The following is a 26,349-nucleotide window of genomic DNA, read 5'->3' on the forward strand; positions in this document are numbered from 1 at the left end:
GGGTCTAGCCGCCGAGCGCGGCCCGGAAGTAGCGTCCCGTCGCGCCGTCGTGCTCGGCGAGTCCCTTCGGCGTGCCGGTGTAGAGCACCTGGCCGCCGTTCTCGCCCGCGCCGGGACCGAGGTCGAGCACCCAGTCCGCCGCGGCGACGACGTGCAGCGAATGCTCGACCACGACGAGCGTCCGGCCCTCGTCGACGAGCCGGTCCAGCAGCGCCACCATCCGCGTGGTGTCGCTGGGGTGCAGGCCGGCGGTGGGTTCGTCGACGAGCAGGTCGTCGCCGGTCGAGTCGAGCTGGCGGGCGAGTTTCAGCCGCTGCCGCTCGCCGCCGGAGAGCGTGTCGAGCGTGCGGCCGCTCGCGAGGTGCCCGAGGCCCAGTTCGCCGAGCAGCGCGGCCAGCCGGACCACGTCCGGATGCGGCACGTACCGGGACAGCGCCGACACCGGCGTGCCCAGCACTTCGAGCACCGTCCGTCCTTCGAGCCGGGGTTCCAGTGCCTCGGCGCGGAATCCGGTCGCGTCGCACTCCTCGCACGGCGTGTCGACGTCCTCGAGGAACGCCAGGTCGGTGCGTCGCACGCCGGTGCCGCGGCAGGCCGGGCACCCGCCCTGCGACCGCGGGTTGAACAGCTTCGGCGACTCGCCGCTCACCTCGGCGAACGCGCGCTGGACCGGATCGGCGAGCCCGAGCCAGGTGCCGACCGTCGACCGGGTCGTCGCGACGATCTGGCTCTGGTCGACGACCGTGAACCGCGGATGCCGCCCGGCGAGTTCGCCCGCCAGCGTCGACTTCCCCGACCCTGCCACCCCGGTGATCACCGTGAGCACGCCGGTCGGCACGTCGACGTCGATGTCGCGCAGCGTGTGCCGGTCCAGTCCGCGCAACGGCAGCCAGCCGGTGGGTTCGCGCAGCGTGTCCTTGAGCCGGACGCCGGTGCGCAACGCCCGCGCGGTCGTCGTGTCCGCCTTCCGCAGCTTCGCCGGCGGACCGTGGAACACCACGCGTCCGCCCGCTTCGCCCGCTCCCGGACCGAGGTCGATGACATGGTCCGCCGCCACCATCACCGCTTCGTGGTGGTCCACCACCAGCACCGTGTTGCCGTGGTCGCGCAGCCGCCGCAGGACGTCGACCAGGGACGCGACGTCGGCCGGATGCAGCCCGTCGGTCGGTTCGTCCAGGACGTAGGTGAGGTCGGTGAGGCTCGAGCCCAAGTGCCGCACCAGCTTCAGCCGCTGGGACTCGCCGCCGGACAGCGTCGGCGTCGCGCGGTAGCAGTGCAGATGCCCGAGGCCGAGCGTGATCATCGACTCCAGCCGCAACCGCAGCGCCGCCACCAGCGGTCGCGCCCACTCGTGGTCCAGTCCGGCGCAGAATTCCAGCAGCCCCGCCGCGTCGCGGTATCCGAGGTCCACAATGGACACCCCGTTGATCCGGCTCTCCCGCGCGGCCGGCGCGAGCCTGCTGCCGCCGCACTCCGGGCACGGCCGCTGCCGGGTCACGTCGGCGAGCGCCGCCCGCACCGCCGGTCCCATCTTGGCCTCGCGTTCCACGAGCAGCCGCCGGATGCGCGGCACCATCGACTGGTACTTCGCGCTGGCCGGGAAGCGAGGCAACGGATTCGGCGGCTTCTGCGTCGGCCCGTGCAGCAGGAACTGCACCAGGTCTTCAGGCCATTCCCGCAACGGCAGATCGTTGTCGAAGAATCCCGAGTAGACATAGCGCTTCCAGATCCAGCTGCCGACCGCGAAACTGGGGAAGACCATCGCGCCGTCGTTGAGCGAACGGCTGCGGTCGATCATCCGCTCGCCGTCGATGTCGGTGACCGTGCCGAGCCCCGCGCACGCCGGGCACATGCCGGAGGGATCGTTGAACGAGTAGGCGGGCGAGTATCCCGCGGACGGTTCGCCCAAGCGGGAGAACAACATCCGCAACATCGTCCACACCTCGGTGGCGGTGCCGACCGTCGACCGCGAATTCGTCCCGAGCGGCCGCTGATCCACCACGACGACGGTCGTGAGCCCGCTGAGCGAACTGGCTTCCGGAGCCGGATCGTGCGGGAGTTTGGTCCGGACGAACGCGGGCATCGTCGAGTACAACTGCCGCCGCGACTCGGCCGCCAGCGTCGCGAACGCGAGCGACGACTTGCCGGACCCGGAAACGCCGGTGACCGCGACCAGCTGGTGCTTCGGGATGTCCACGTCCACGTCGGCCAGGTTGTGAGTGCGCACACCGCGGAGACTGATCATGTTCGACGGCATGTCTGGCAGCCTACGTCCCGCGGGGGTTCGCTCAGCAGCCGTGGTCGCGGCGCCGCGGGACACCGGCCTCTCCGGCGTCCGTGAGGGGAATCCTGAGGGACTCTGATTCCCCCGGAGGGTTTCCTCACGGACATCCACTGCGAACGCGACCGGCGCGGTTCTTCGCTGCGCGGCGAGGCCCAGGATTTTGGACTTGCTGGTCCATTTTTCCGGAGGCACCCTGGCCGGGCCAGGCGGGCACGGCCCGCGCGTGTTTTCGGGAACGGAGCGAGGACCCCGATGTCTCTTGACCAGTATTACCTGCTCGGCCGGTCCGGATTGCGGGTGAGCAGGCTCGCGCTCGGCACGATGAACTTCGGCGTCGACGGGTTCCACGCCGCCTACGGGAAGTCCGAGGAGGAGGCGCGGCCGATCTTCCGCAAGTACGTCGAGGAAGGCGGCAACTTCGTCGACACTGCGGATTTCTACACCGCAGGCGAGAGCGAGCGGCTGCTCGGCAAGTTCATCGCCGAGGCGGGCAACCGGGACCGGCTCGTGCTGACGTCGAAGTTCACCAACAGCGTCGAGCCGGGAGATCCCAACGCGGGCGGCAACGGGCGCAAGCACATGATCCGGTCGGTGGAGGCGTCGCTGCGCCGGCTGGGCACCGACTATCTCGACCTGTTCCTGCTGCACACGTGGGATCGGATCACGCCGGTCGAGGAGGTGCTGCGCACGTTCGACGACCTGGTGCGAGCGGGGAAGATCCGGTACGCCGGGCTTTCGGACGTGCCTGCCTGGTACGCGAGCCGCGCGCAGACTCTCGCCGACGCGCATTCGCTGCCGCCGATGATCAGTCTGCAGCTGCCGTATTCGCTGATCGAGCGGACGATCGAAACGGAGCATGTCCCGGCGGGCCTGGAGCTGGGCCTGGGAATCACCGCGTGGAGCCCGCTCGGCAGCGGGTTCCTGAGCGGCAAATACCGCAGTTCGTCGAACGGCCTGAGCGGCGAGGGCCGGTTGACCGGCGAGGGCGCCACCGGGTCCGGGGCCTGGACCGCGCAGCAGTGGGAGCTGCTGAAGACGCTCGAGACGGTCGCGGACGAGCTGAACGTGACGATGGCGCAGGTCGCGATCAACTGGGTGGCGACGCAGCCCGGCATCGCGTCGGCGATCGTCGGGGCGAGCAGCGCGGAGCAACTGGACGCGACGATGCACGCGCTCGACTTCGCCCTGCCCGCCGACCTGCGCGGCGCCCTGGACCGCGCGAGCGAGGTGCCGCCTGCCGGGCCGTACCGGATGTTCACGCCGGGCTACCAGTCGTGGCTGATCAACCCCGGCGCGAAGGTGGGCGACAAGCCGGAGGGGTATCGACCGGTCGTGCGGAACTGGGCGCCGGCGGCGCAGGCGTGAACCGCGCGGGATTCCGCGCGCCGCAACAAATGATTTCCTCCGCCCTTTTCAAGATATAGCGCACCCCGGGGCTTGCCGCAAGCCCCGGGGGATGGCGCAGAATCGCTGCTCGACCATGAAAATCCAGCCGTCGGGGGCCGTTGTGCGAGATGGGTGCGGGCGAGTTCGGGACTCAAGGCGTGCGGGGACGTCGCGCCGCCGACGGGACGTCCGTCACGCCGCCGCCAGGCCGCCGAACCGGGACCCGGCCCGGCGCATCGGGACGCACCACTCGCCCGAGCTGACGAGTCGGCGCGCGACGCCGGAATCCATGCCCGCGTAGCCGGACGCGGCTCGGCTCGGCTCGGCTCGGCTCGGCTCGGCTCGGCTCGGCTCGGCTCGGCTCGGCTCGGCTCGGCTCGGCTCGGCTCGGCTCGGCTCGGCTCGGCTCGGCTCGGCTCGGCTCGGCTCGGCTCGGCTCGGCTCGGCTCGGCTCGGGACAAGCATGCCTTGCGACCCACGCAACCCGCCGACCCACGCAGCAACCACAGGCCAGAAACGCCGCACAAAAAGACCAGTCCACCCACCCCTTGACAGAAGGTGGACAATAAAAAATCGACGCGTCTTCACCAGGCAATCAGAAGTTCGCGCCGAATCTGAGTTCAGAATAACAGCAGCGAGGGGCACTTGTCAACTCAGGGGTACGAAGAAGAACTGCGGTCCGAACAGGACTATGTCGCCGGCCTGTACCGGCGGCTCGACGGCGAGCGCAAGCGGGCCAAGGAGCGCTACACCGCTGCCCTCAAACGAAACGACGAGGCTCCGGGCGAGCGCGACGTCGAGGTGCGCGCGCTCACGCGCGAAACGCGGCGGCTTTCGGTCGCCGACTCCGGGTTGTGTTTCGGGCGGCTCGACACGCTCGAAGGCGACCATTCCTACATCGGCCGGATCGGGCTTTTCGACGAGGACGACGGTTACAAACCCGTGCTTCTCGACTGGCGCGCGCCGGCGTCGAGCGCGTTTTACACCGCGACCGCGGCCACGCCCGAAAACATGCGGCGACGGCGGCAATTCCACACCCGCGGACGGCAGGTCGCCTCGTTCACCGACGAGGTCTTCGGCAGGCCGGGCAGCGGCGAGGAGAACGACGCCCTGCTCGCCGCGGTCAACGCGCCCCGCGGCGAGGGCATGCGGGACATCGTCGCGACGATCCAGGCCGAGCAGGACCGCATCATCCGGCTCGACCATCCTGGCGTCCTGGTCATTGAGGGAGGGCCGGGAACCGGGAAAACCGTCGTGGCGCTCCACCGCGTCGCGTATCTGCTCTACACGCAGCGCGAGCGGATGGAGCGCCACGGCGTGCTCGTCCTCGGGCCGAATCCGTCGTTCCTGAACCACATCGGGCGCGTGCTGCCGTCGCTCGGCGAGTCCGACGTGGTGTTCACCACCCCGGGCGGGCTGCTCCCGGGGCTGCGGGCGCACGCCGAGGACGAGCCGGACATCGCGCTGTTCAAGGGGTCGCTGCGGATGCTCGACGTCCTCGACGCGGCGGTCGCGGACCGGCAGGAGCTGCCCGAGGAGCCGATCCTGATCGAACTGCGCGACACCACCGTCCGGATCGACGCGGCGACCGCCGAGTGGGCCCGTGACGAGGCGCGCCAAAGCGGGCGGCCGCACAACGAGGCGCGGGCGGTGTTCGTCGAGATCGTCACGTATGTGCTCACCGAACGCGCCATGGCCCGCATCGGGCGCGGGTGGCTCACACGCGACGACAAGGAGGAATGGGAGGACCTCCGGTCCACGCTCGTCAACGAGCTCCTCGCCGACCCGGCGTTCGTCAAGGCGATCGACCGCCTCTGGCCGATCCTGACCCCGGAAAGCCTGCTGACCACGCTGTACTCCTCCCCCGCGCGGCTCGCCGCGGCCGGGGCCGACGAGGCGCTGCTGCGCGAGCCGGGCGAGCCGTGGACGGTGTCGGACGTCCCGCTCCTGGACGAGCTGATCGACCTCCTCGGCAAGGCGCCGGACCGGGCGAAACAGAAGGAGGACGCGGCCGAACGCGAGGCGGAGGCCGAGTACGCGGCCGGCGTGCTGGACATCATGCGGCTCGACCGCGAGGAGATGGACGAGGACATCGGCCTGTCCGCCGAGCACCTGCTCTACGACACCGACCTGGCCGAGCGCTTCGTCGAGTCCGACACCCGCGACCTCGCCGAACGCGCCGCGGCGGACCGGGACTGGACCTACCGCCACGTCGTGGTCGACGAGGCCCAGGAACTGTCCGAAATGGACTGGCGGGCGCTGATGCGGCGGTGCCCGAGCCGGTCGTTCACGGTGGTCGGCGACCTGGCGCAGCGGCGGTCGGCGGCGGGTGCGCTCGACTGGGGCACGATGCTGGATCCGTACGTCCCGGGCCGCTGGGCCTACCGTTCGCTCACCGTCAACTACCGCACCCCGGCGGAAATCATGGCCGTCGCGGCGGCGGTGCTGGCCGAGTTCGCGCCCGGGGCCGAGCCGCCGGAATCGGTGCGCGCGTGCGGGGTCCGGCCGTGGTCGCGGAAGGTCACTGACGACGAATTGCCCGCCGCGGTCGAGGACTTCGTCCGCGACGAGGCGGGCCGGGAAGGGACGAGCGTCGTGATCGGGCCGCCGGACGTGGCGGGCGCGGTGGCGGCGGCGGAGACGAAGGGGCTGGAGTACGACGCCGTGCTTCTCGTGGACCCGGACCGGATTCTCGAGGACGGTCCGCGCGGCGCGGCCGAGCTGTATGTCGCGCTGACCCGGGCGACACAACGGCTCGGCGTCCTGCACCGCGGCGCGTTGCCGTCGGTGCTGAACGGACTGGAGGAACGCGGCTAGCCGGTCAGGAGCGCAGTTCGGGCGCGAGGACGCTGCTGCGCTTCAACGCCTTCAGGACCACCCCGGTATGCACCGAATCCGCCTGCCGGGACCAGCCGGAACTGCCGACGAACTCGTGCAATGCGGCGATGTCGGGCAAGGTCACGTCAGCGAGCAGCTGGTACTCGCCCGTCATCGCCGCCGCGTAGCGCACGTACGGCGAGCCCAGCAGCGCGCGTCCGATGCCGTCGACGTCGTGCGGACGGCAGCGGATCCACAGCAGCGCCTCGACCGGCAGCCCGAGCACGGCCGGTTCCACCACCGCCCGGATGAACACCTTTTCCTCCCGCCGCAACGCTTCCAGCCGGCGACGGACGGTCGATTCCGAGATCCCGGCGGCGCGGGCGAGTTCCTCGTGGGTCCGTCGGCCGTCCTCGCGCAACGCGCGCACGATGGCGCGTTCGTCGCTGCTGAAGGCGACGCCGTCGGGCTGCCGGGGCTGCGGAGTCGGCTGCGGCAGCGACGAGATCGCCTCCGTCTCGGCCGGGCTCAGCAGGCCGGGCTGCCATTCGTGGATGGTGCGGTAGTAGCGCGTGACGGTATCGGCCGTCAGATCGTGCAAGCCGGGGATTGCCGCCATCTCGTCGAACATGAAAGTCGGGAGCCGATTGCGGTCGCAGAAGACCTCGGCGACCAGTTCGCCCTGTCCGGTGATCAGGTAGCAGAAGCTCGTTTCCGGCCGTCCCGCGAGCGCGGTCCCCGCGGGACGGCCGAGACCGGCCCGGCAACGGCCGCGCACCAGCAGCGGCACCCCGTGCGGCGAAACGGCGACGACCGTCACGACGCCCGTACGCAGCAGGTGCGTCCCGCGACGGGCCACCGTGCGCTCCGGCGCGTCCAGCACCTCCGCGATCCGCCGCCAGGACGCGCGGCCGTCGACTTGCAGCGCGCCGGCGATCCGGCGGTCGAGCGGGTCCAACCGTGCGGTCATCAGCCAATACTCTGGCTGATTCCGTCATTTGTCGAGCAGGTCTTGTCTGACCCCAGCACCGCGCGCGAAGCTGACGTCGCGAACGGACATCGGGGTCAGGAAGGACGACAGTGAGCGCTGAGGAGATCTGCTACTTGCCCGCCCGCGAACTGGCCCGGCGGCTGCGCGTCCGCGAACTGTCCGCCCGCGAGGTGCTGCAGGCGCATCTCGACCGGATCGAGCAGGTCAACCCCCAGATCAACGCCATCGTCACGCTCACCGCCGAGCGCGCGCTGAGCGAGGCCGCGGCCGCCGACGAACGGCTCGCGCGCGGCGAGGAGGCCGGTCCGCTGCACGGGATCCCGGTGGCGCACAAGGACACGCACGACGTCGCCGGGGTCCGCACCACCTACGGCTCCCCCATTTTCGCCGACCACGTCCCCGGCAGCGACACTCTCGTCGTCGAGCGGATCCGGAACGCGGGCGCGATCACGCTCGGCAAGACGAACGCGCCGGAGTTCGGGGCCGGTTCGCACACGATGAACCCGGTGTTCGGGGCCACGCGCAACCCGTACCGGCGGGAGCTGTCCGCGGGCGGCAGCAGCGGCGGAGCGGCGGCCGCGCTGGCCGCGGGTCTGCAACCGCTCGCCGAGGGCAGCGACATGGGTGGTTCGCTGCGCAATCCGGCTTCGTTCTGCAACGTCGTCGGCCTGCGTCCGTCGCCAGGACGCGTGCCGACCTGGCCCGCGACGCTGCCCTGGGAGGCGCTGTGCGTGCAGGGGCCGATGGGCCGGACGGTCGCCGACGTCGCGCTGCTCCTCTCCGTGATCGCCGGGCACGACGAGCGCAACCCGATCTCGCTCGACGAGCCCGCCGCGCCGTTCGCCGGATCGCTCGACGCCGACCTCGCCGGGCTGCGCGTGGCGTGGTCGCCCGATCTGGGCGGGCTGCCGGTCGACCCGGCCGTCAGCGCCGTGCTGGAACCAGCGGTGCAGGTGTTCGCCGAACTCGGCTGCCGCGTCGAACCGGCCTGCCCGGATCTCGCCTCAGCCGACGAAGTGTTCCGAACCCTGCGCGGCTGGCTTTTCCACGCCGGGTTCAGCGGTCTGCTCGAAGAGCATCCGGGCAAGATGAAGCAGACGCTCGCCGACAACATCGCCTTCGGCGCAACGCTTTCCGGCGCCGACATCGCCCGCGCGCAAACGCGGCAGCTGGAACTCATCACCGGGATGCGCGAGTTCTTCACGCAGTACGACCTGCTGCTCGCGCCGGTGAGCCAGGTGCCGCCGTTCCCGGTCGAATGGGAGTATCCGGAAACCGTTGCCGGGCAACCGATGCACGACTATCTGGAGTGGATGCGCTCGGCGTACTCGATCTCGGCGACCGGCTGCCCGGCGCTGTCGGTGCCCGCGGGGTTCACCGGCGACGGACGTCCGGTGGGGCTCCAGATCATCGCGCCGGTGCGGGGCGAACTAGGGCTGTTGCGGGCCGCGCACGCTTTCGAGCAGGCGACCGGGTACGGGAACCAGCGGCCGGTCTTCTGAGAACCCTCGCGCACCGCCCGCGTGGAACTCGGCCGCGAACTCCGCCGCGCCGAGAACCTCGCTCGCACGGGCGGTGATCCGGTCGACGTCCCCGCGCTCCGCCGCAGGCAGCGGGGCCCCGACCCCAGCACGGGCAGCAGCAGCCGCGCCCAGCAACCGCGCGGCTTCGCGAGGCGCACCGGCCAGCGCGTGCGCACCCGCCAAACCCTCCAGCGCCAACGCGATCGCGCGCGGATCTCCCGTCCGGTGCGCGATTTCGTACCCTTCCTGCTGCCGTCGCAGCGCGGTGTCCGGATCTCCGCGCAATTCCGCGGCGAAACCGAGTTCCGCGAGGATCAACGTGTTGCCCGGTTCGAAATCGACCTGCTTGTTCCACTCGAGCAGCGTCCGCAAATGCCGCTCGGCGAGATCGAGGTCGCCCTCGCGCCGGGCGCCGAGAGCAAGCCCGGTCAGCGCGTACATCTCCCCCGGCGTGAAGCCGTGCTCCGCGGCGACCTCGCGAGCCCGGTCATGCAGTTCCCGGGCGGCGGCGTAGTCCTTGCGCAGCAGGGAAACCCGGCCTAGCCACGACAGCTGGTACGACGCTTCCGGCCACAAGCCCAGTTCCTCGGCGATCCGCAGTCCTTCGACGTGGACCTCCTCGGCGCGCGCATAGTTCCCGGCAAGAGAACTGAGTGCGCCCCGCGCGAAAATCGCCTGCAGCTGACCCCATTTGTCGCCGATTTCGGCGAACAGTTCCGCACAGCGATCGGCGTACCGCCACGCTCCCGCGACATCGCCTCTCGACAGCGCCTGGCTCGCCCGGTCACCGCTGGCCGCCGCGATTCCCCACCGGTCGTCGACGGCTTCGAAGGCGGCGAGGGCGTCCAGAGTCAGCGGTTCCGCACCGGCCAGATCAGCCACTGTGGACAGTGCGTAGCCGATGAACCATTTGGCCCGGGCACTTGCCGGCAGCTCGGCCACCGGACGCCAGTCGGGCCGGTCGCCGGCGAGGATGCCGAGCGCGGTGAGCGTCGCCTGCGCTTCCGCCCGCAGGTCAGCGTCGCCGCCGGGCAGGCTGAGGGCGGCGCGCAGGGAGCGCATCGCCTCGGCGGTCCGACCGCGCAGGAATCGGTACCAGGCCAGCCGGTTCGCCAGCCGCAACGCGTCGTTGGCGCTCCCCCAGCCGGCCAGGTTCTCCGCCGCGGCACGGAGATTCGGCAGGTCCGCGTCGAGCCGCTGCAGCCAGCGTCGTTGGTCCGGGGCGCGCAGACCGGCGTCCGCGGTACCGGCGAGCGCGACGTAATACTCCGCGTGCCGACGCCGCGTCATCTCGACCGCACCGGCTTCGCGGAGGCGTTCCAAGCCGTACACCGCCACCGATTCGAGCAGCCGGTACCGCGGCGCGCCGGTGTTCGCGGGCACGACCAGCGAACGGTCGACGAGCTTCGCCAGCAGACCCAGCACCTCGCCCTCTTCGACGCCGTCGCCCGCGCAGACCGCCTCGGCCGCGTCCAGCGAGCAATCCTCGGTGTGCACCGACAACCGTTGCAGCACAAGGCGTTCCGGTTCGCTCAGGAGTTCCCAGCTCCAGTCGATCAGCGCGCGCAGCGTCTGCTGCCGGGCGGGCATCCCCCGGCGGGCGGTGTCCAGCAGGCGGAACCGGTCGTCCAGGCGGCGCAGCAACTCCGGCACGCCCAACGCGCGCACGCGGGTCGCGGCGAGTTCGAGCGCCAGCGGCAATCCGTCCAGTTTCCGGCAAATCTCGGCGACCGCGGCCGCGTCGGCACTGTCCACAGTGAACCCGGTGTCGGCGACCCGTGCGGCGAACAGCTGAGCGGCGCTGTCGTGGTCCAGCGGCGGGACCGGGAACTGCGTTTCCCCGGCGAGCCCGAGCGGTTCCCGGCTGGTGGCGAGGATCCGCAGCCCGGGCGCGGCCGCCAGCAGCCGGGCGGCGGTCGCCGCGACCGGCTCGATCAGCTGTTCGCAATTGTCCAGGACGATGAGGGTTTCCTTGCCGCGCAAGGACTCCGCCAGCCGTTGCACCGGATCCGCCTGGGCGGGCGCCGCCGCGTCCCGGATCCCCAGCGTCGCGGCGATCGCCTCCACCACCCACTCGATCGGCGGGCACTGGCTCAGCGCGCATTCGTGCCGGTCCATGCCGGTCAGTTCCACGAGCCACGCTCCCGCGGCGAAGTCGCCGCCGAGCCGGTGCGCGGTCTCCAGCGCGAGCCGGGTCTTGCCGACGCCGCCGGGTCCGGTGAGCGTCACCAGCCGGGATTCGCGGACGAGCGTGCTGACCGCCTTGGTCGCGGCGGTCCGGCCGACGAGTTCGGTGAGCGGGACCGGAAGCTGCGGGACGACGGCGGTCAGGGCCGGGTCCTGCGCCAGGATCGACCGGTGCAGCGCGGTCAGCTCAGGGCCGGGATCGAGGCCCAGCTCGTCGGCGAGAAGGCGGCGGAGTTCGTCGTAGGAGGCCAGCGCCTCGCTCTGCCGCCCCGCCGCGTACAGCGCGCGCAACTGGAGAGCGCGCAGGCGTTCGCGCAGCGGATGCTGCCGGACGAGGTCGGCGAGTTCCGCGGTCAGCGCGGCATGTTCGCCGAGCGCGAGCCGCGCGTCGGCGAGGTTTTCCTGCGCGGCAAGGCGATCCTCTTCGAGCCGCTGGAGCACCGGCTGCGCGAAGGCTTCGTCGGCGAACTCGGCGAGCGTCGGACCTCGCCACAGCGCCAGCGCCTCGGTGAGCAGATCGGCCTTCGACCGCGGGTCCTCCGCCGTGCTCGCCGCCGCGGTCAACGCACGGAAGCGTCCGGCGTCCACCGCTTCCGGTCCGGTCCGCAGGACGTAGCCCGGGGCCTGGTGCACCAGCGCGCCGCCGGATCCCGGTTCGCCGCGTTCGAGCGCGCGGCGCAGCTGCGAGACCTTCGTCTGCAGGGTGTTGACCGGATTGCCGGGCAGCCGGTCGCCCCACAGGTCGTCGGCCAGCCGGTCCGCCGACACCGGAGCGCCCTCGTGCACGAGCAGGACCGCGAGCAGGGTCCGGACCTTGGCCTCGGGTACCCGCACCGGCCGGCCGTCGTCGCTGCTCACGGCCAAGGGCCCCAGGATGCCGAATCGCACGAAACCACCGTAACCGCATCCGTGCGCGGACCCCCAGCGAACCGTGCGCGGGCCTCGGCACCGTGGTCGGCAGATCAACGAACGGGAGGGACGACATGTCCGGGAATGCGACCTCGGCGACCGTGCTGGGGCTCGGTGCGATGGGCAGCGCGCTGGCCGGTGCGCTGCTGACGGCGGGACGGCCGGTGACGGTCTGGAACCGCTCTGCGGACAAGACGAAGCCGCTGGTGGGACGGGGTGCGACGGCGGCGGGGGCGGCCGCCGAGGCGGTCGCGGCGAGCGAACTGGTGATCGTGTGTTTGCTGGACGACGCGTCGGTGCGCGAGGTGCTCAAGACGGTCTCGCTGGCGGGCCGGACGGTGGTGAACCTGACCAACGGCACCCCTCGGCAGGCCCGTGAGCTGGCCGAATGGGTGACGGAGCAGGGCGCGAAGTTCCTCGACGGCGGCATCATGGCGATTCCGCCGATGATCGGGCAGCCGGGCGCCTTCGTGTTCTACAGCGGGCCCAAGGACGTGTTCGACACGCACCGCGCGGCGTTCGACACCTTCGGCGGCAGCAACTACGTCGGCGAAGACCCGGGGCTGGCGGCGTTGCACGACCTCGCGCTGCTGTCGGGGATGTATGGCCAGTTCATCGGCGTCTTGCAGGCTTACGCGCTGATCCGCAGCGAAGGACTTTCAGCGGTCGAGTTCGCGCCGCTGCTGGGCGGATGGCTGACCGCGATGAGCAACTTCGTCCAGGAGGCCGCCGTGGAGGCCGACAGCGGCGACTACACCCGGAACGTCGTGTCGAACCTGGGGATGCAGGCCGCCGCGTTCGAGAACCTGCCGATCGCGGCCGCTGACCAGGGCGTCAGCTCCGAACTGCTCGCGCCGCTGCACCAGTTGCTCCTGCGCCGCGCCGCCGACGGCCACGGCGCGGAAAACCTGACGAGCGTCATCGAACTGCTGAAGAAATAGGGAGAACTCTGTGCGCGTGACAATGATCGGCCTCGGCCCGATGGGCCAGGCCATGGTGCGGTCCTACCTCGCGGCGGGCCACGAGGTGACGGTGTGGAACCGCACCGCGAGCCGCGCCGACGACGTGGTGGCCGCCGGCGCGAAGCGCGCGGAAACGGTCTCGGACGCGCTGGCCGCGAACGAACTGGTGATCCTCAGCCTCACCGATTATCAGGCGATGTACGACATTCTCGCGCCGGCCGAGGAAGCGCTGCGCGGGAAGATCGTGGTGAACCTCAGCTCGGACACGCCGGAGCGCACCCGGGTGGCCGCGGAATGGCTGGCCGCGCGCGGCGCGGAGATGATCGCGGGCGGGATCATGGTGCCCGCGCAGGTCGTCGGCACCGAGGGTTCGTTCGTGTTCTACAGCGGCGCGCAGCCGGCGTTCGAGCGGATCGAACCGGCGCTGCGCGTCATCGGACGGCCCGACTACCGGGGCGCGGACCCGGGCCTGGCGCAGCTGTACTACCAGTCGTTGCTGGACCTGTTCCTCACCACGCTCTCGGCGTTCCTGCACTCCGCCGCGCTCGTCGGCACCGCCGGAGTCTCCGCCGCGACGCTGGTGCCGTACGCGAATGAGCTGCTTACGCTGGTGCAGACGTCGCTGGACGAGGCGGCGAAGAACGTGGACAGCGGCAGCCACCCCGGCGACGAGGCGAACGCCAAGATGATGGGCGCGACCGCCGACCACATCCTCGCCGCCAGCCGGGACGCGGGCATCGACGTGGCCCTGCCCGCCGCGGTGAAGCAACACTACGACCGCGCAGTCGCCGCCGGACACGGCCGGGACAGCTGGACCAGCCTGGTCGAGGTGATCCGCGGCTGAGCGCCCGCGGTCTGGGAAGCCGCCGTTCGGCGCGGGCGAAGCCGCGGCCCCGCCCGCCGACGAATCCGCACCGGTCGGCGGACAGCGCTTCCCAGACCGCGGCCCCGGGACGCATCCTGGACGCAGAGCCGCGCTGGGGAGGCGCGGACCAGGGGTGGTTTCGATGCTGCGCATGGTTTTCACAGCCGACGACCTGTGCCGGGTGCGAGTGGCGAGGGGCGCGCACCCGACGTGGGAGCTGATCCTGAGCATCAACAGTCTCCAGGATCCCCACCTGCCCCTGGAGTACCGCGGCTGGAGAGCGACGCTGCTGACCGGCGCCCGGCGCGCCCCCGCCCGCTGGCGCTGTCTCAAAGCCGCCGCGGAACTGGTCCCGGCCGGGAACTTCCCGGACTTCCTGACGCCCGCGCTGGACGAAACGGACGTCGGCGCGCACTTCGAAAACATCCTGTCCCAGCCGAAAGCCGCCCTGCGCGAGGACATCGTCCGCACGTATGCCCGGCACCGCCGCGTGCCGCGCTGGGCCCGCACGGTCTACGCCGACGGCAGCACCCGCGGCGTCGTGCACGCCCTGCGCGAGTACAGCGACCTGGTCCTCGGCCCCGTGCGGCCGGTCCTGGAACGCCGCGTGGAAGCCGACCGCGCCCGGTACGCCGGCCATCTTCTGAGCGGCGGGGTCGAAGCGCTGCTGGCGAACCTGCACCCGTCGATCCGGTGGCGCAATCCGGTGCTGGAGGCGGACTATCCGCGCGAGCGCACCATCGCACTGGACGGCCGGGGCCTGGTCCTGGTGCCCGCGCACTTCTGCTGGGGCGAGCCGGTGACGTTCATCGACGCGGCGCAACAGCCGATGCTGGTGTGCCCGGCGGCTGGGCTCGTTCCGGGTGAACCTTGCGGTTCCCGGGAGGACCAGCTGTCCGGCCTGGTGGGACGGACGCGGGCGCGGCTGCTGTGCGCATTGGCGGCGGAGGCGTCGACTACGGCGCTGGCCGCGCGGTTGGGGGTTTCTCCGGCAGCGGTGAGCCAGCATACGAAGACGTTGCGGACGGCGGGGTTGATCACGACTACCCGGGCGGGGGCGGGGGTGCAGCATTCGCTTACGCCGTTGGGGAAGGCGTTTCTCGAGGCTCGGTAGTGCCGGCGCACGGCCTCTGCCCAGGCGGTGCCTGGGCAGAGGCGTCATCCGGTCGAGCCGCCCTCAGCAGTAGTCGATGGTCGAATACCGTTGGACGGGACCCAGCGGAGCGTAGAAATTCACCGCCGGTCCGCGGTACTTGACCCATTTGCAATCGCTGGCCGGGCCCCAGTTCCACAGCACGTGGATCCTGATGTCGAATCCGCACGAGACGTTCTGCACCCATACGTTGCCGTAAGGCGCCGAAGCGCGTTTGGTGCACGACCCGAGGTCGTACGGAACCGCGGATGACGTCGAGGCGGCGGATGCGGGCCCCGCGAATGCGAAGACGGCGGCGACCACGGCGAAAGCCGCCATAATTCGGCGGTGCAGTCTATTCATAACGTTTTCTCCCTCTAGCGGCGTGCACAACAATTCACAAGAATTGCCGCGCATCACCGGGCAGTCCACCCATTGAGCCCTGGCTTAACAGTCTCGACAAGAGCGCTCCGGGGTGCGTCATTTCGCAGCGACCGCCAAACTCGCTCCTGAACCCCGGCCTGCCCAAGAGATCCCCGCGCGAGTTTCTCTTCCGCGCCAAGAGATCCGCCGAAGTCGATCACACCGTCGGCCGGGCTGGGCTCGGAACGGGGTGGACGGTGTTCTCTGGGCTCGACGAGATCGACTGGGCGCGGATGAAGCACGCGTACGGACCGGCGACCGATGTCCCGGACCTACTCGGGGTCGGTTGCGCCCGACCCGCTGGGCGGGAACGAGCGCGCCACCGCGTTGTGGCGGATCACCGGCGATCCCGAGCCCGCGGCCGCCGTCCTGCTGCCGGTCTGGACGCGCAGCCGTAGCCGCTGGCCTGGTATCGCCCGAGACTTGATCAAACTCGGTCCGGCGGCGGCTCCCGCGGCGCCGTCGCTGAGAGAGGCGCTCGCGTCGCTATCGCGTGGAGCGGGTCGCCGAGTCCGACGACGGGCTGGGCAACGACATCGCCCGGGCGAGGCTTTTCAGCGCGTCTCGCGTTGGCGGACGACGGTACCTGAGCCTCCGTGGCGCCGTTCGGCCAGAGCGGCCGGCGGTCATTCGTCAAGAAGACGATCGTCCTGATGGGAGCCGTAAAACCGGGCTTGGCGGAGCATGAGTTCGCGCATCGGGGTGTCTCTCGGCGTGCCGTAGACGGTGCCCGGGAAGTCCAGGGTGCGCTGGAGTTCCCACAGTTCGTCGTGCCGGTCCGGGGAGAAGAGCTCGGCCGGGTTCCCCGCGGCGATCCAGCCGATGGGGAGCACCGCGCCGGGTTCGAGGCGGGAATTGACGTGCAGCACGCTGTTGATCCGCAGCTCGGCCCCGGCGCCGGCGACCGAGCCCGGGAACAGGGAGGCCCCGGTCGCCACGAACACCTCGTCTTCGATCACGGCTCCGTTGACGTGCGCGTGCGGCCCGACCAGCACCGCGTCCCCGAGCGTCGCGGGGTGTGCGGCCCGGCCGCGGACCAGGGCGTTCTCCATGACCACGACGTCCGAACCGGTCCGGACTTCCCCGTCTTCCGCGGTGAGCACCGCGCCGTGCAGAATCCGGGCCCGTTCGCCGAGGACGACTGCTCCGCACAGCACGGCGGACGGGGCGACGTACGCCGACTCGGGCACCACTGGCCGTTGTCCTCGATGTTCGATCAGCATCGCTCCACGCTAACCCGCGGTCCGTTTGGCGGTTGCCCTGCTGGGATATCCGGTTCCGATACAGGCAGGAGGAAGCCATGACGGAACCGTTCGCGGTCGGCGCCGGGACGTCGCTGGCCGAGGGAGAGTTGACGGTGCCTGCCGATGCCGCCGGGGTGGTGGTTTTCGCGCACGGCTCGGGCAGTTCGCGGCACAGCCCGCGCAACCAGGCGGTCGCCCGCACCTTGCAGGACCACCGTTACGCGACGCTGCTGTTCGACCTGCTCACCGAGGAGGACCACGACCGGCAGCGGTTCGACGTCGGGCTGCTGCGGGAGAGGTTGCTGCGCGCCTTGGACGACTTCGCCCGTCATCCCGGAGCAACCGGCTTGCCGGTGGGACTGTTCGGAGCCAGCACAGGGGCCGCAGCGGCGTTGAGTGCGGCGGCGAGTCGGGCGGACGTCGTGCGAGCGGTCGTTTCCCGAGGTGGCAGGCCGGATCTGGCCGAGGACGCCCTGGCGGAGGTGCGGTGCCCGGTGCTGCTGATCGTCGGCGGAAACGACGACACCGTGCGCAGGCTGAACAAGGCTGCCGCGGCCCAGCTGCCTGGCGACCGGGAGCTCGTGGTGGTTCCCGGAGCGGGGCACCTGTTCGAGGAGCCCGGCGCGCTGGAGCAGGTCGCCGACGCCGCCGCCGGATGGTTCGACCGCCATCTTCCCGGCGGTAGCGACCACATGCCCGAACCGCGGGTCGAGGACGCTGTTTTCGTGCAGCGCCATCGACAGGCCCATGGTCATGCCGCCGAGCAGCTGCGAGCGCGCGGTGACCGGGTTGACGATCCGGCCGACGGCGAATGTGCCGTGCAGCCGCGACACGCGGACTTCGCCGGTGTCGGCGTCGACTCGCACCTCGGCGAACTGTGCGCCGAACCCGTACATCGAGTACTGCTTGTCGGCCGGGTTTTTCGGAGTGCCGGCCTGTGCTTCGTCGCCGTCGCCGGGGTCGGTGCCGTATTTGTCCCGGAACACCTCCGCGGCCGCGACCACCGCTGAGCCCCACGACGCGGTTCCGGTCGAACCACCGGCCACCGTGGCTTGGGGGAGATCAGTGTCGCCGATCCGGATGTCGACGGAATCGACGGGCACGTCCAGTGCGTCCGCGGCGATCTGCGGGAGGATCGTCCACGCGCCGGTGCCGAGGTCGGCCGCGCCGATCTCGACGGCGTAGCGGCCTTTCCCGAACCGGATCGTCGCGCTCGACCCAGGCATCCGCTTCGCGGGGTACACCGAGGCCGCGACGCCGCTGCCGACCAGCCACGGTCCGTCTCGACGGCCGCCCCGCCGCGACCTCCAGCCGAAACGTTCGGCTCCGGTGCGCAGGCATTCGACCAGGTGCCGGCTGGAGAACGGAAGACCGGTCTCGGGATCCCGCTCCGGTTCGTTGCGCACGCGCAGGTCGATCGGGTCGACGCCGAGCGCTTCGGCGAGTTCGTCCATCGCCGCTTCCGGGCCGAACATGCCCGGGCACTCCCCCGGCGCGCGCATCCACGACGGAACGGGCACGTCGAGGCGGGCGAGCCGGTGGCTGGTGGAACGGTTCCGCGCGGCGTACATCATCCGGGCGGGCGCCGCGGTCTGCTCGGCGAACTCCTTGATCCGCGAGGTCTGCTCGACGACGTCCATCCGAAGCGACTCCAACCGCCCGTCGCGGTCGGCGCCGAGGCGGACCCGCTGGATCGTCGGCGTGCGGTAGCCGGCCAGGCTGAACATCTGCTGCCGGGTCAGCGCGAGCTTCACCGGGCGGCCCGGCACGGTCCGGGCGGCCAGCGCGGCGAGCACGACGTTGGCGTGCGGCATGCCTTTCGAGCCGAAGCCTCCGCCGAGATAAGGGCAGATCACCCGGACGCGGTCGGCGGGCAGGCCGAAGGTCTTCGCCACAGTGGACCGTACCGAGTGGACGCTTTGGGTGGAATCCCACAGGGTCAGCACGCCGTCGTCCCACAAAGCCATGGTGGTGTGCGGTTCGAGCGGGTTGTTGTGGTACATCGCCGTGGTGTAGGTCTGGTCCACTGTCACCGCGGATGCGGTGTCGAGGTCGCCTTCGCTCGTGTCGGTCGGGAAGTTCGGGTTGACCTTCTCGGGCTGGTACAGGCCGGGATCGTCGACGATGAGCTCGGCGGCGAAGGGATCGGTCTCGTATTCGACGTCGACGAGTTCCGCCGCGTGCCGTGCGGTCTCGGAAGATTCCGCCAGGACGAGCCCGATCACCCTGCCGCGAAACGGGATCTCGCAGTCTTGCAGCACCGCGAGTTCCGCGTCGTCGGTGTCGGCGAGCCGTTCGGCGGTGAAGGGAGTGATCAACGCGCGGACACCGTCGAGAGCTTCGGCTTCGACGCCGCTGATCCGCAGACAACGACCGCGCGCGATGCTCGCCTGAACCGGATGGCAGTACAGCGGCGCTTCGACGGGATGTTCGTAGGCGTACGGCGCGGTTCCGGTGACCTTCGCCGGACCGTCGCGGCGCGTGAGCCCGCGTCCGATCGCTCGCGGTTCCAGCAGTCCGGTCATCGGTCGCGCTCCTCGGCGGTCAGGTCGCGCAGCACCGCGGCCAGGGTGCGTGCGGCGAGCGGGATCTTGAACGCGTTCCCTCCGTCGAGGCCTTCCAACGCCGTGGCGTCCGCGAGTTCGGCGTCGGCGGCCGCGCGGAAGACGTCCTCGCTGGGCCGGACGCCGCGGAGGGCTTCCTCGGCACGCTGGGCGCGCCAGGGTTTGTGCGCCACGCCGCCGAAGGCCAGCCGGACGTCCTCGATTACGCCGTCCGAAATGGACAGTCCAACTGCGACAGAGACGAGCGCGAAGGCGTAGGAGGCCCGGTCGCGCACTTTGCGGTACGTCGAGCGGCGCGACCAGGAGGCGGCGGGCAGCGTGATGTCGGTGATCAGTTCGCCGTGTTCGAGCACGGTGTCGCGTTCCGGGTGCTCGCCGGGAAGCCGGTGCAGGTCCGCGAACGGCAGGGTCCGCTCCCCGGAAGGGCCGATCACGTGGACGCGCGCGTCGAGCATCGCCATGGCCACTGCCATGTCGGAGGGATGCGTCGCGACGCACTGGTCGGACGCGCCGAGGATCGCGTGATGGCGCGTGTAGCCGCCGAGGGCCGAACAGCCGGACCCTGGCGAACGCTTGTTGCACGGGGTCGTGACGTCCTGGAAGTAGACGCATCGAGTGCGCTGCAACGGGTTTCCGCCGACGGTCGCCATGTTCCGCAGCTGCGGCGACGCTCCGGAGAGCAGCGCTTCGGCCAGCACCGGATACCGCTCCCGGACCCGCCGGTCGGCCGCGAGGTCGCTGTTGCGGACGCCCGCGCCGATCACCAGTCCGCCGTCGTCGTCACGGATTTCCGCCGACGTCAACCCGCTCACGTCGACCAGGCGTTCCGGGCTCGCCACCCCGAGTTTCAGGTGGTCGACGAGGTTGGTGCCGCCGGCGAGGAACATCGCGGCGGGCTCGGCCGCCACGGCCCGCACCGCCTCGGCCGTCGTCGCCGGCTTGCCGTACGCGAAGGGCTTCATCGCTGTTCTCCCACCTCGCGGACCGCCGCCACGATGCCCGCGTAGGCACCGCAACGGCAGAGGTTTCCGCTCATCCGCTCGGAGATTTCCTCGTCGGTCCACTGCGGAGTGCCGGCCACCGATTCGGTGACGTGGCTGGGCGCGCCGTCGGCGAACTCGGCCAGCAACCCGGCCGCGGAACAGATCTGGCCGGGCGTGCAGTAGCCGCATTGGAACCCGTCGTGGTCCACAAACGACTGGTGCAGCGAATGCAGCTCGCCGTCCTCGGCCAGGCCGGCGGCTGTCGTCACGTCGGCGCCGTCGCAGGACAGCGCGAGAATCAGGCACGACAGGACTCTGCGGCCGTCGAGCAGAACCGTGCACGCCCCGCACTGGCCGTGGTCGCAGCCCTTCTTGGCGCTGTAGTCGCCGATCTGCTCCCGCAACAGGTCCAGCAGGGTGCGGCGCGGGTCCACGGTCAGCCGGTGCTCGGTCCCGTCGACGCGCAGCGCGATCGTCCGGACCGCGCCGGCGGTTTCCGGGATGGGTTCCGTCTTGGCCGCTCGCATACCGCCGCCATACCCGCTCGCCCCGGGCCCAAACCTCCGCCAGGTCAGGCGGCGGCCCAGCGCAGGATCTGCTCGGCGGTCCGGGCCGGGGCTTCCCGGGGCGGGAAGTGCCCGACGTCGCCGAAGACCACCCGGCGGTAGTCGGCGGCGAACAGTTCGTCCTTTCCCTCGCTGGTGGAGGGCAGATTGTCGGCGTCCTTGCCGCCGTGCAGCACCAAGGCCGGCACCTGCACGCGGGGCGGCTTCGCGAGCTCGCGCTCCAGGTCGGCGTAGGCCGGGTCGCCGTCCTGCTCGCCCCAGCGGTGCAGGTAGGCGGAGACCGTGATCGGCGGCCAGTCGTCGTTGTCCCAGCACGCCGCGGCCTGGTCGAACTCGGCGTCAGAGAACTCCCAGCCCGGCGACCACGACGTCCACAGATACCGGCAGAACGCTCGCCGGTCGCGGCGCATCGCGTCCTGGCCGCGTTTCGTCGCGACGAACCACTCGTACCAGTACGCGTGGGCGAGCGGATAGTCCAGCGGGACACCGGGGCCGCTCGCCCCGTGCCCCGCGGACATCGCGACCAACCTGGACACCCGCTCCGGGAACAGCGCGCCGACCACGTACCCGGCCCGCGCGCCCCAGTCGTGTCCGACGAGGACGACGCCGGAGAGGTCGAGCGCGTCGAGGAAGTCGCGCAGGTCCTGGCCGAGCGCCCCGGATTGCCCGCTGCGCGGCTTGTCCGGCGTGCGGAACTCCGTCGGGGCGAACCCGCGCAGATACGGCCGGAGCACCCGGTACCCCGCCTCGGCCAGCGCGGGAACCACCTGGTCCCAGCAATGCGGATCGTCCGGCCAGCCGTGGACCGCGACCAGCGGACGCCCGTCCGGCGGGCCGTCCGCCTCGTAGCCGATCTTCAGGTCGGGTGTGCGCACGAACTCGGTCATGCCCTCCTCCGCGGTTCGGCTGCCGTCGGGCGACGGATACCCGGGCGCCCGCGGAGCTACACCGCTCGATCAGAGCAGCGTCCCCAGCGGACCGAGGTCGAGGTTCAAGTCCGCGGCGGAAAGGCCGTACCGGTCGCGAAGCTCGGTCAGCCGTTCTTCGAGCAGCATCAGGGTGAGGCCGAGGCGTTCCTCCTGCGCCTCGGTCAGCCCGCCCTCCTCGACGCGCCGCAAGGCCTGGCGTTCCATCAGCTGCCGGAGCAGTTCGATGATGGTCAGGACCAGCTTCATCAGGTCGCGTTCGACCGTGTCCGCGTCGGTCTCGAGCCGGGTCGGCAGCGCGTCGTGCATCGTCCCTCCTTCACCAGGGCGCCGGACGGTCTTCGCGGATCGAGGTGATCAGTGCGCGCAGGGAGATGTGCACGAGGTCGACCTCGGCGACCGACAGCACGAGATCCCCGGTCAGCACCACGCCCCCGGCGAGCAGCCGGTCCAGCAGGTCGACCAGAGCGAGCCGGCCGGTTTCCTCGACCGCGCCCGTCACGAGATCCCCGCGAAGGAGTACGGGGCCCACGGGCCGGTGACCTCGACTTCGATTCCGGCGGCGGCCGATCGCCGCAGCTGCGCGAGCCGGTCCAGGAAGCGTTCCCGGCCGGCGTCGGGGACCAGGCAGGCCAGGTTGAGGATGTTGCGGTCGGTGCGGCCGGTCAGGGCGGGATCCTGGTTGCGGTGCCGGTGGAGGTCCGCGGACAGCTGCGCGAGTTCCCGCTCGATGCGCTCGGCGACCGCGACCGCCTCGTTCGCCCGGGTATCCCGCGCCTGCCGCTGGCGGAGTCGTTGCCGCAGGTAGGAACGTCCGTCGGCGGGCGGCTCGTGCGTGCCGGAACCGCGGAGCGAGGCGAAGACTTTGACGCCCCATTCGGCATGGCCCCGGATCCGCCGCAGTGCTTCCGAAAATTGCGCGGAATGCTCGGCGAGCATTTCCCGGACCCGCTGCTCGTCGCGATAGATCGTCGCCATCCGCAGCGGCAGCACGCCCGTGCGACGGCTCGCTTCTTCCACGACGGCGTTGTGCGCGCGGGCGATTTCTTCCAGCCACGGAAGCTGTTCCAGCGAAGTTTCGTCGAACCCCTCGTCCGGGGCCGGGCTGGCCAGCGCGGCCAGCCCAGCCCCGGAAATGACGGAAACCGGACGATCACGGAGTCCGGTGATGCCGTCCATCGGGTTTTCCGCCGCGAATTCGGCGACTGCGTAGCAATACCAGCTCACTGTTCCGCTCGCTCTCCCCGCGCGAGTTCGAGTTGCGCGCGCAGTCGTTCGTTCTCCTCCAGCAGATCCTCGCGCTTCGAGCCCGACGACAGGGACGGGTCGTGCTCCCACCAGTCGATGCCCATTTCCTTGGCCCGCTCGACCGACGCGACCAGCAACCGCACCTTGATGGTCAGCAGCTCGATGTCGAGCAGGTTGACCTGGATGTCCCCGGCGATCACGATGCCCTTGTCCAGCACCCGTTCCAGGATGTCGGCGAGGTTCGCGCCGCCGCCAGGCCCCGCCGGGCGGGACACCCCGCCGAGCGGTCTGCCGGCGGGCAGGCTGGACTCGCTCATCTGCTGCCTCCTCGTCACCGCGCCGCGACGGCCCGGCGGCCCCGGGGACGTTCGTCCTCGGGTTCGTCGTCTTCCTCTTCGAAGTCGTCCTCGTCTTCGTCATCCTCGGGAAGCTCTTCGTCCTCGGGCTCGCCGCCGCCGGTGTCTTCCTCCTCGCGCAGCGCGCCCTCGTCCTCGTCCTCGTCTTCTCGCACCTGTTCCGGGGAGCGCACGACCTCGCCGTCGCGGATCTCGCCGCGCCAGCCGTCGCCCGACGCCTGCCCGGCCATGGTGATGAACCGGCGGAAGTGCTTGAGGTCGAGCCGCGCCCGGCGGCCCTGCGCCCGCCAGATGTTGCCGGTCTTCTCGAACAGCCCGGCCGGGTAGTACTCGATCACCAGCAGGACCTTCGTCAGGCTCGGGGCGAGTTCGTGGAAGGTCACCACGCCCTTGATCGTGCCCTTGGCCCCGTCGGTGGTCCACGCGATCCGCTCGTCGGGGATCTGTTCGGTGACCGTGGCCTTCATCGAGCGATTCGACCAGAAAATCTTGAACCGCCACTGCGAAGTGGTGTCGTCGTTCTGCTCGGCGCTCGTGACGCCCTTGGCGAAACTGCTGAACTTCTGGAATTCGGTCCACTGGTCGTACGCCTCGCGGACCGGCACGCCGACGTCGATGTCCTCGATGATGTTGATGATCTTCTTGCCGCCGGAACCTTTGCCGCGCTTGCCGAACAGCCCCGAAACCGAGTTCTTGAGCGCTTTGCCGCCCGCCTCGGCCATCGCCTTGACCGGCGTCTTCCCGTCGGCGATTTTCTCGCCGGCGCTGAACAATCCCTTCAACGAGCCGCTCCCGCCCGCGTCGGCCAGCCGCCGGGACGCCTCGCCCAGTTTGCTGCCCGCCGAGGACATCACCTGTTCGGCCTTCGCCTGCGCGTATTCCTCGCCGGCGTGCAGCAGCTGCTCCGTCGCGGGATTGCGCGAGGCCAGGTCCCGAAGCTTTGCCAAGGGACCGAGTTCGTCGTTGCCAGAACGGGATTCAGCCACGGTTCACCCCCGAGGTGCTCGAGGAACGCTTCTGCGTACGGCCGCCCGAGGACGTCCGCTTCCGCGCCGTCGAACTCGACGAACCGCTGGACGCCTTCCGCGCGGGCTTGCGCTCTCCCGGCGAGGCGCTCCGCGACTTCGCCGGACGTTTGCGGGCAGGCGGGCGGGTTTCGCTTTCTTCCCCGCCGTCGTCCCCGTTGTCATCGGCCGCTTCCGGCTCTCGATCATCCGAGTCCCCTCCGCCGATCGCCGGAAGGCCCGCGGCCTTGTCCCGCAGGGTGTCGGTGTGCTCCTGCAACGAGCCGGCCAGCCGCCCCGCCTGATGAGTCAGGATGTCCGCGGCCAGGGTCTTGCCAGCGCCCAGCACCTCGTCCCGCACCTGATCGCGGACCCCGGCCAGTTCGGGCGACGAAGCCAGCTCGCGCGTGACATCCGACAGCAGCTTCTTCGGGTCCAGGTTCAGCTTCCGCCCGACGAGCCAGGCGCCCATGGTGATGGCGAGTTTGGCTTTCTTCCGTCTCCCGAGCACATAACCGCCGACCACGGCGGCGGCGACCTTCATTCCCGGTGTCATCTGTTCGCTCCGTTCATCCGGCAACCCCCCGGTCGAATTCTTCGAGCAGATCGAGTATTTCGTCTTCCCTGCGGTCGAACTCCTCCTCGCTGATCCCGCCGGTCGCCAGTTCCCGTTCCAGGGCGACCAGTTCCCGTTGCCACTGCGCGATCTGCTCCTGCTCAGCGGCGTCGACGACCTGTCCGGTCACCCAGACCGCGCCCCGCACCGGCGCCAGCGGGAGCAGCACAAGTTCCCCGAGCAGCCCCACTATTGGCCCTCGGTAAAGCTGTAGGGCGGCAGCGGTCCCTGTGCGCGGACCTCCGCCACTTCCTCGACCAGGGTCGCCAACCGCTGCACCGCGTCCTGGAATTCAGCCGTTTTCTCCTGCGGCACCAGGAACGAGCAGGTGAAAAAGCACCCGTCGACCCGCGGCCCCGGGGAATGCTCCGACGCCAGCGGAAGCAGATAGCTCAGCACCGCGTCGGCGTCCTCGCCCTCGCGCTCCTCCAGCCGGCCGGCGACCAGTTCGCCGAACCGCACCTGTTCGGCTTGCCCCTTGCCGGCGTCCTCCCGCAAGCTCGCGGCCAGGTTCCGGAGTTCCTCGTCCTTGGCGAGGAGCTGGCCGAGGACGGCCTCTTCCCGGTGCGCGACTTTGACGTTCATCTCCACGTGCCCGCGAACGCGTTGCAGCACAGCGGTGTACACCTCGGTTTTAGCCGCGATCTCCTCCGCTACCGCGGTGTCGTCGTCCGCGACGACACCGAAGCGCACCGGAAGCGTCGGCCCCTTTTCGCACAACGCCTGCAAGATCTCTTGGTGGGCAAGCAGATCCCGGCGTTTCGCCCGCAGTTCGCCTTCGACGTCGCCGACCACTGCGCGGAGTTCGTCCCCGGCCGCCAGCACCCGCGCGGGAGCCGGCGACGGTCCGACGCCGCGCAGATCGCCTACGTCGGCAGGATGATCGGCGAACGTGATGCCGTACAGGTAAGTGCTCATCCGCTCGACCTCGCGGTGCTGCGCCGGCTACGGCTGCGAGGCCGTTCCCCGTCCTCTTCGCCGTCCTTGTCGCTGGACTTCTGGAACTGCTCGGCGAACGTCTCGACCGCGCCGGTCAGCGCGCCTTTGGACTTTCCTTTGGCGCCTTTCTCGGTCACCTCGCCCAGCAGATCGGGCAGCGTCGTGGCGCTGGAGGCACGGGTGAGGTCCAGCCGGTTGCACGCTTCGGCGAACCGCAGGTAAGTGTCCACACTGGCCACGACGATCCGCGCGTCCACAGTGAGCAGTTCGATGCCCACCAGCGAAACCCGCACGAACGCGTCGATCACCAGTCCCTTGTCCAGGATAAGTTCGAGGATGTCGTAGAGGTTTCCGGTGCCCGGTCCGCGTTGCAGCTGACCGTTCGAGCCCTGCCGTCCGGTCGCCATGGTCATGAAATCGCCTT

At 70.5% G+C, this 26,349-nt stretch carries 24 protein-coding genes and 2 pseudogenes; 7 read left to right on the top strand and 19 right to left on the bottom strand.

Going from position 1 to position 26,349, the window contains the following annotated elements:
- Positions 1 to 4: 4 nt before the first annotated feature.
- Complete coding sequence (locus tag L3Q65_RS21165) at positions 5 to 2,257, bottom strand: ATP-binding cassette domain-containing protein (RefSeq protein WP_182896478.1); 2,253 nt, start codon at positions 2,255 to 2,257, stop codon at positions 5 to 7.
- Positions 2,258 to 2,536: 279 nt separating this feature from the next.
- On the opposite strand from L3Q65_RS21165, the gene L3Q65_RS21170 reads away from it, so the two are divergent.
- The gene (locus L3Q65_RS21170; protein ID WP_182896477.1) at positions 2,537 to 3,649 is read left to right on the top strand and encodes an aldo/keto reductase; all 1,113 of its coding nucleotides are present in this window, start codon (positions 2,537 to 2,539) and stop codon (positions 3,647 to 3,649) included.
- A 213-nt stretch (positions 3,650 to 3,862) separates the two neighbouring features.
- Here the strand turns inward: L3Q65_RS21170 and L3Q65_RS21175 are convergent, their stop codons facing one another.
- Positions 3,863 to 4,135, bottom strand: a complete 273-nt coding sequence (locus L3Q65_RS21175; protein ID WP_237600613.1) for a hypothetical protein — start codon at positions 4,133 to 4,135, stop codon at positions 3,863 to 3,865.
- A 180-nt stretch (positions 4,136 to 4,315) separates the two neighbouring features.
- Between L3Q65_RS21175 and helR the strand changes: the two genes are divergently transcribed.
- Complete coding sequence (gene helR / locus L3Q65_RS21180; protein ID WP_237600614.1) at positions 4,316 to 6,487, top strand: RNA polymerase recycling motor ATPase HelR; 2,172 nt, start codon at positions 4,316 to 4,318, stop codon at positions 6,485 to 6,487.
- Between the two features lie 4 nt (positions 6,488 to 6,491).
- Here the strand turns inward: helR and L3Q65_RS21185 are convergent, their stop codons facing one another.
- The gene (locus L3Q65_RS21185) at positions 6,492 to 7,457 is read right to left on the bottom strand and encodes an Lrp/AsnC family transcriptional regulator (RefSeq protein WP_182894321.1); all 966 of its coding nucleotides are present in this window, start codon (positions 7,455 to 7,457) and stop codon (positions 6,492 to 6,494) included.
- 110 nt (positions 7,458 to 7,567) lie between these two features.
- On the opposite strand from L3Q65_RS21185, the gene L3Q65_RS21190 reads away from it, so the two are divergent.
- A complete protein-coding gene (locus L3Q65_RS21190; protein ID WP_237600615.1) occupies positions 7,568 to 8,980 on the top strand; it encodes an amidase in 1,413 nt (470 codons plus the stop codon).
- Here the strand turns inward: L3Q65_RS21190 and L3Q65_RS21195 are convergent.
- The gene (locus L3Q65_RS21195) at positions 8,909 to 12,076 is read right to left on the bottom strand and encodes a BTAD domain-containing putative transcriptional regulator (RefSeq protein WP_182894319.1); all 3,168 of its coding nucleotides are present in this window, start codon (positions 12,074 to 12,076) and stop codon (positions 8,909 to 8,911) included. The genes L3Q65_RS21190 and L3Q65_RS21195 overlap by 72 nt on opposite strands.
- 95 nt (positions 12,077 to 12,171) lie before the next feature.
- On the opposite strand from L3Q65_RS21195, the gene L3Q65_RS21200 reads away from it, so the two are divergent.
- The 3 genes from L3Q65_RS21200 to L3Q65_RS21210 all read left to right on the top strand — a co-directional run bounded on the left by L3Q65_RS21200 (position 12,172) and on the right by L3Q65_RS21210 (position 15,038).
- Complete coding sequence (locus tag L3Q65_RS21200) at positions 12,172 to 13,038, top strand: NAD(P)-dependent oxidoreductase (protein ID WP_237600616.1); 867 nt, start codon at positions 12,172 to 12,174, stop codon at positions 13,036 to 13,038.
- A gap of 10 nt (positions 13,039 to 13,048) precedes the next feature.
- Positions 13,049 to 13,903 carry an NAD(P)-dependent oxidoreductase gene (locus L3Q65_RS21205; RefSeq protein WP_237600617.1) on the top strand — a complete coding sequence of 285 codons (855 nt, stop codon included), beginning with the start codon at positions 13,049 to 13,051 and terminating at the stop codon, positions 13,901 to 13,903.
- Positions 13,904 to 14,075: 172 nt separating this feature from the next.
- Positions 14,076 to 15,038: a helix-turn-helix transcriptional regulator gene (locus L3Q65_RS21210; RefSeq protein ID WP_182894317.1), complete on the top strand. Its 963-nt coding sequence runs from the start codon at positions 14,076 to 14,078 to the stop codon at positions 15,036 to 15,038.
- Positions 15,039 to 15,101: 63 nt separating this feature from the next.
- On the opposite strand, the gene L3Q65_RS21215 is transcribed toward L3Q65_RS21210, so the two are convergent.
- Together L3Q65_RS21215 and L3Q65_RS21220 are read right to left on the bottom strand one after the other, a co-directional pair.
- A complete protein-coding gene (locus tag L3Q65_RS21215) occupies positions 15,102 to 15,395 on the bottom strand; it encodes a hypothetical protein (RefSeq protein WP_182894316.1) in 294 nt (97 codons plus the stop codon).
- Positions 15,396 to 16,105: 710 nt separating this feature from the next.
- Entirely contained in the window at positions 16,106 to 16,702 is a 597-nt protein-coding gene (locus L3Q65_RS21220) for a gamma carbonic anhydrase family protein (RefSeq protein ID WP_182894315.1), read from the bottom strand.
- A gap of 77 nt (positions 16,703 to 16,779) precedes the next feature.
- Between L3Q65_RS21220 and L3Q65_RS21225 the strand changes: the two are divergent.
- A pseudogene (locus tag L3Q65_RS21225) lies at positions 16,780 to 17,316 on the top strand (dienelactone hydrolase family protein); the annotation flags it as partial.
- Positions 17,317 to 17,409: 93 nt separating this feature from the next.
- Here L3Q65_RS21225 and L3Q65_RS21230 read toward each other — a convergent pair.
- The 13 genes and pseudogenes from L3Q65_RS21230 to L3Q65_RS21290 form a co-directional block, all read right to left on the bottom strand.
- Positions 17,410 to 19,248 (bottom strand): annotated as a pseudogene (locus L3Q65_RS21230) (xanthine dehydrogenase family protein molybdopterin-binding subunit); the annotation flags it as partial.
- On the bottom strand, positions 19,245 to 20,249 hold the full coding sequence (locus L3Q65_RS21235) for a xanthine dehydrogenase family protein subunit M (RefSeq protein ID WP_237600618.1): 1,005 nt from the start codon (positions 20,247 to 20,249) through the stop codon (positions 19,245 to 19,247). The pseudogene L3Q65_RS21230 and the gene L3Q65_RS21235, both read right to left, overlap by 4 nt.
- Positions 20,246 to 20,797, bottom strand: coding sequence for a (2Fe-2S)-binding protein (locus L3Q65_RS21240; protein ID WP_182894311.1), 552 nt, complete (start codon positions 20,795 to 20,797; stop codon positions 20,246 to 20,248). The genes L3Q65_RS21235 and L3Q65_RS21240 overlap by 4 nt, the downstream gene beginning before the upstream one ends.
- A 44-nt stretch (positions 20,798 to 20,841) precedes the next feature.
- Positions 20,842 to 21,723, bottom strand: coding sequence for an alpha/beta fold hydrolase (locus L3Q65_RS21245; RefSeq protein ID WP_237600619.1), 882 nt, complete (start codon positions 21,721 to 21,723; stop codon positions 20,842 to 20,844).
- Between the two features lie 69 nt (positions 21,724 to 21,792).
- Entirely contained in the window at positions 21,793 to 22,071 is a 279-nt protein-coding gene (locus tag L3Q65_RS21250) for a gas vesicle protein K (protein WP_237600620.1), read from the bottom strand.
- A 10-nt stretch (positions 22,072 to 22,081) separates the two neighbouring features.
- Entirely contained in the window at positions 22,082 to 22,294 is a 213-nt protein-coding gene (locus tag L3Q65_RS21255) for a gas vesicle protein (protein WP_182894308.1), read from the bottom strand.
- Positions 22,261 to 22,989: a GvpL/GvpF family gas vesicle protein gene (locus L3Q65_RS21260; RefSeq protein ID WP_182894307.1), complete on the bottom strand. Its 729-nt coding sequence runs from the start codon at positions 22,987 to 22,989 to the stop codon at positions 22,261 to 22,263. Before L3Q65_RS21260 ends, L3Q65_RS21255 begins: the two co-directional genes overlap by 34 nt.
- The gene (locus L3Q65_RS21265) at positions 22,986 to 23,327 is read right to left on the bottom strand and encodes a gas vesicle protein (RefSeq protein WP_220508011.1); all 342 of its coding nucleotides are present in this window, start codon (positions 23,325 to 23,327) and stop codon (positions 22,986 to 22,988) included. The genes L3Q65_RS21260 and L3Q65_RS21265 overlap by 4 nt, the downstream gene beginning before the upstream one ends.
- 14 nt (positions 23,328 to 23,341) lie before the next feature.
- Complete coding sequence (locus L3Q65_RS21270) at positions 23,342 to 24,352, bottom strand: SRPBCC family protein (protein WP_237600621.1); 1,011 nt, start codon at positions 24,350 to 24,352, stop codon at positions 23,342 to 23,344.
- On the bottom strand, positions 24,345 to 24,926 hold the full coding sequence (locus tag L3Q65_RS21275; RefSeq protein ID WP_237600622.1) for a hypothetical protein: 582 nt from the start codon (positions 24,924 to 24,926) through the stop codon (positions 24,345 to 24,347). Before L3Q65_RS21275 ends, L3Q65_RS21270 begins: the two co-directional genes overlap by 8 nt.
- A gap of 13 nt (positions 24,927 to 24,939) precedes the next feature.
- Positions 24,940 to 25,176 (bottom strand): gas vesicle protein GvpG, encoded by a 237-nt coding sequence (locus L3Q65_RS21280; protein ID WP_182894304.1) that lies wholly within the window; start codon positions 25,174 to 25,176, stop codon positions 24,940 to 24,942.
- Positions 25,176 to 25,904, bottom strand: a complete 729-nt coding sequence (locus L3Q65_RS21285) for a GvpL/GvpF family gas vesicle protein (RefSeq protein WP_237600623.1) — start codon at positions 25,902 to 25,904, stop codon at positions 25,176 to 25,178. The genes L3Q65_RS21280 and L3Q65_RS21285 overlap by 1 nt, the downstream gene beginning before the upstream one ends.
- Positions 25,901 to 26,338, bottom strand: coding sequence for a gas vesicle structural protein GvpA (locus L3Q65_RS21290; RefSeq protein WP_237600624.1), 438 nt, complete (start codon positions 26,336 to 26,338; stop codon positions 25,901 to 25,903). Before L3Q65_RS21290 ends, L3Q65_RS21285 begins: the two co-directional genes overlap by 4 nt.
- Positions 26,339 to 26,349: the final 11 nt, after the last annotated feature.

The organism is Amycolatopsis sp. FU40, assembly GCF_021903635.1.
In the GTDB taxonomy this organism is placed as follows: Bacteria; Actinomycetota; Actinomycetes; order Mycobacteriales; family Pseudonocardiaceae; genus Amycolatopsis; species Amycolatopsis dendrobii.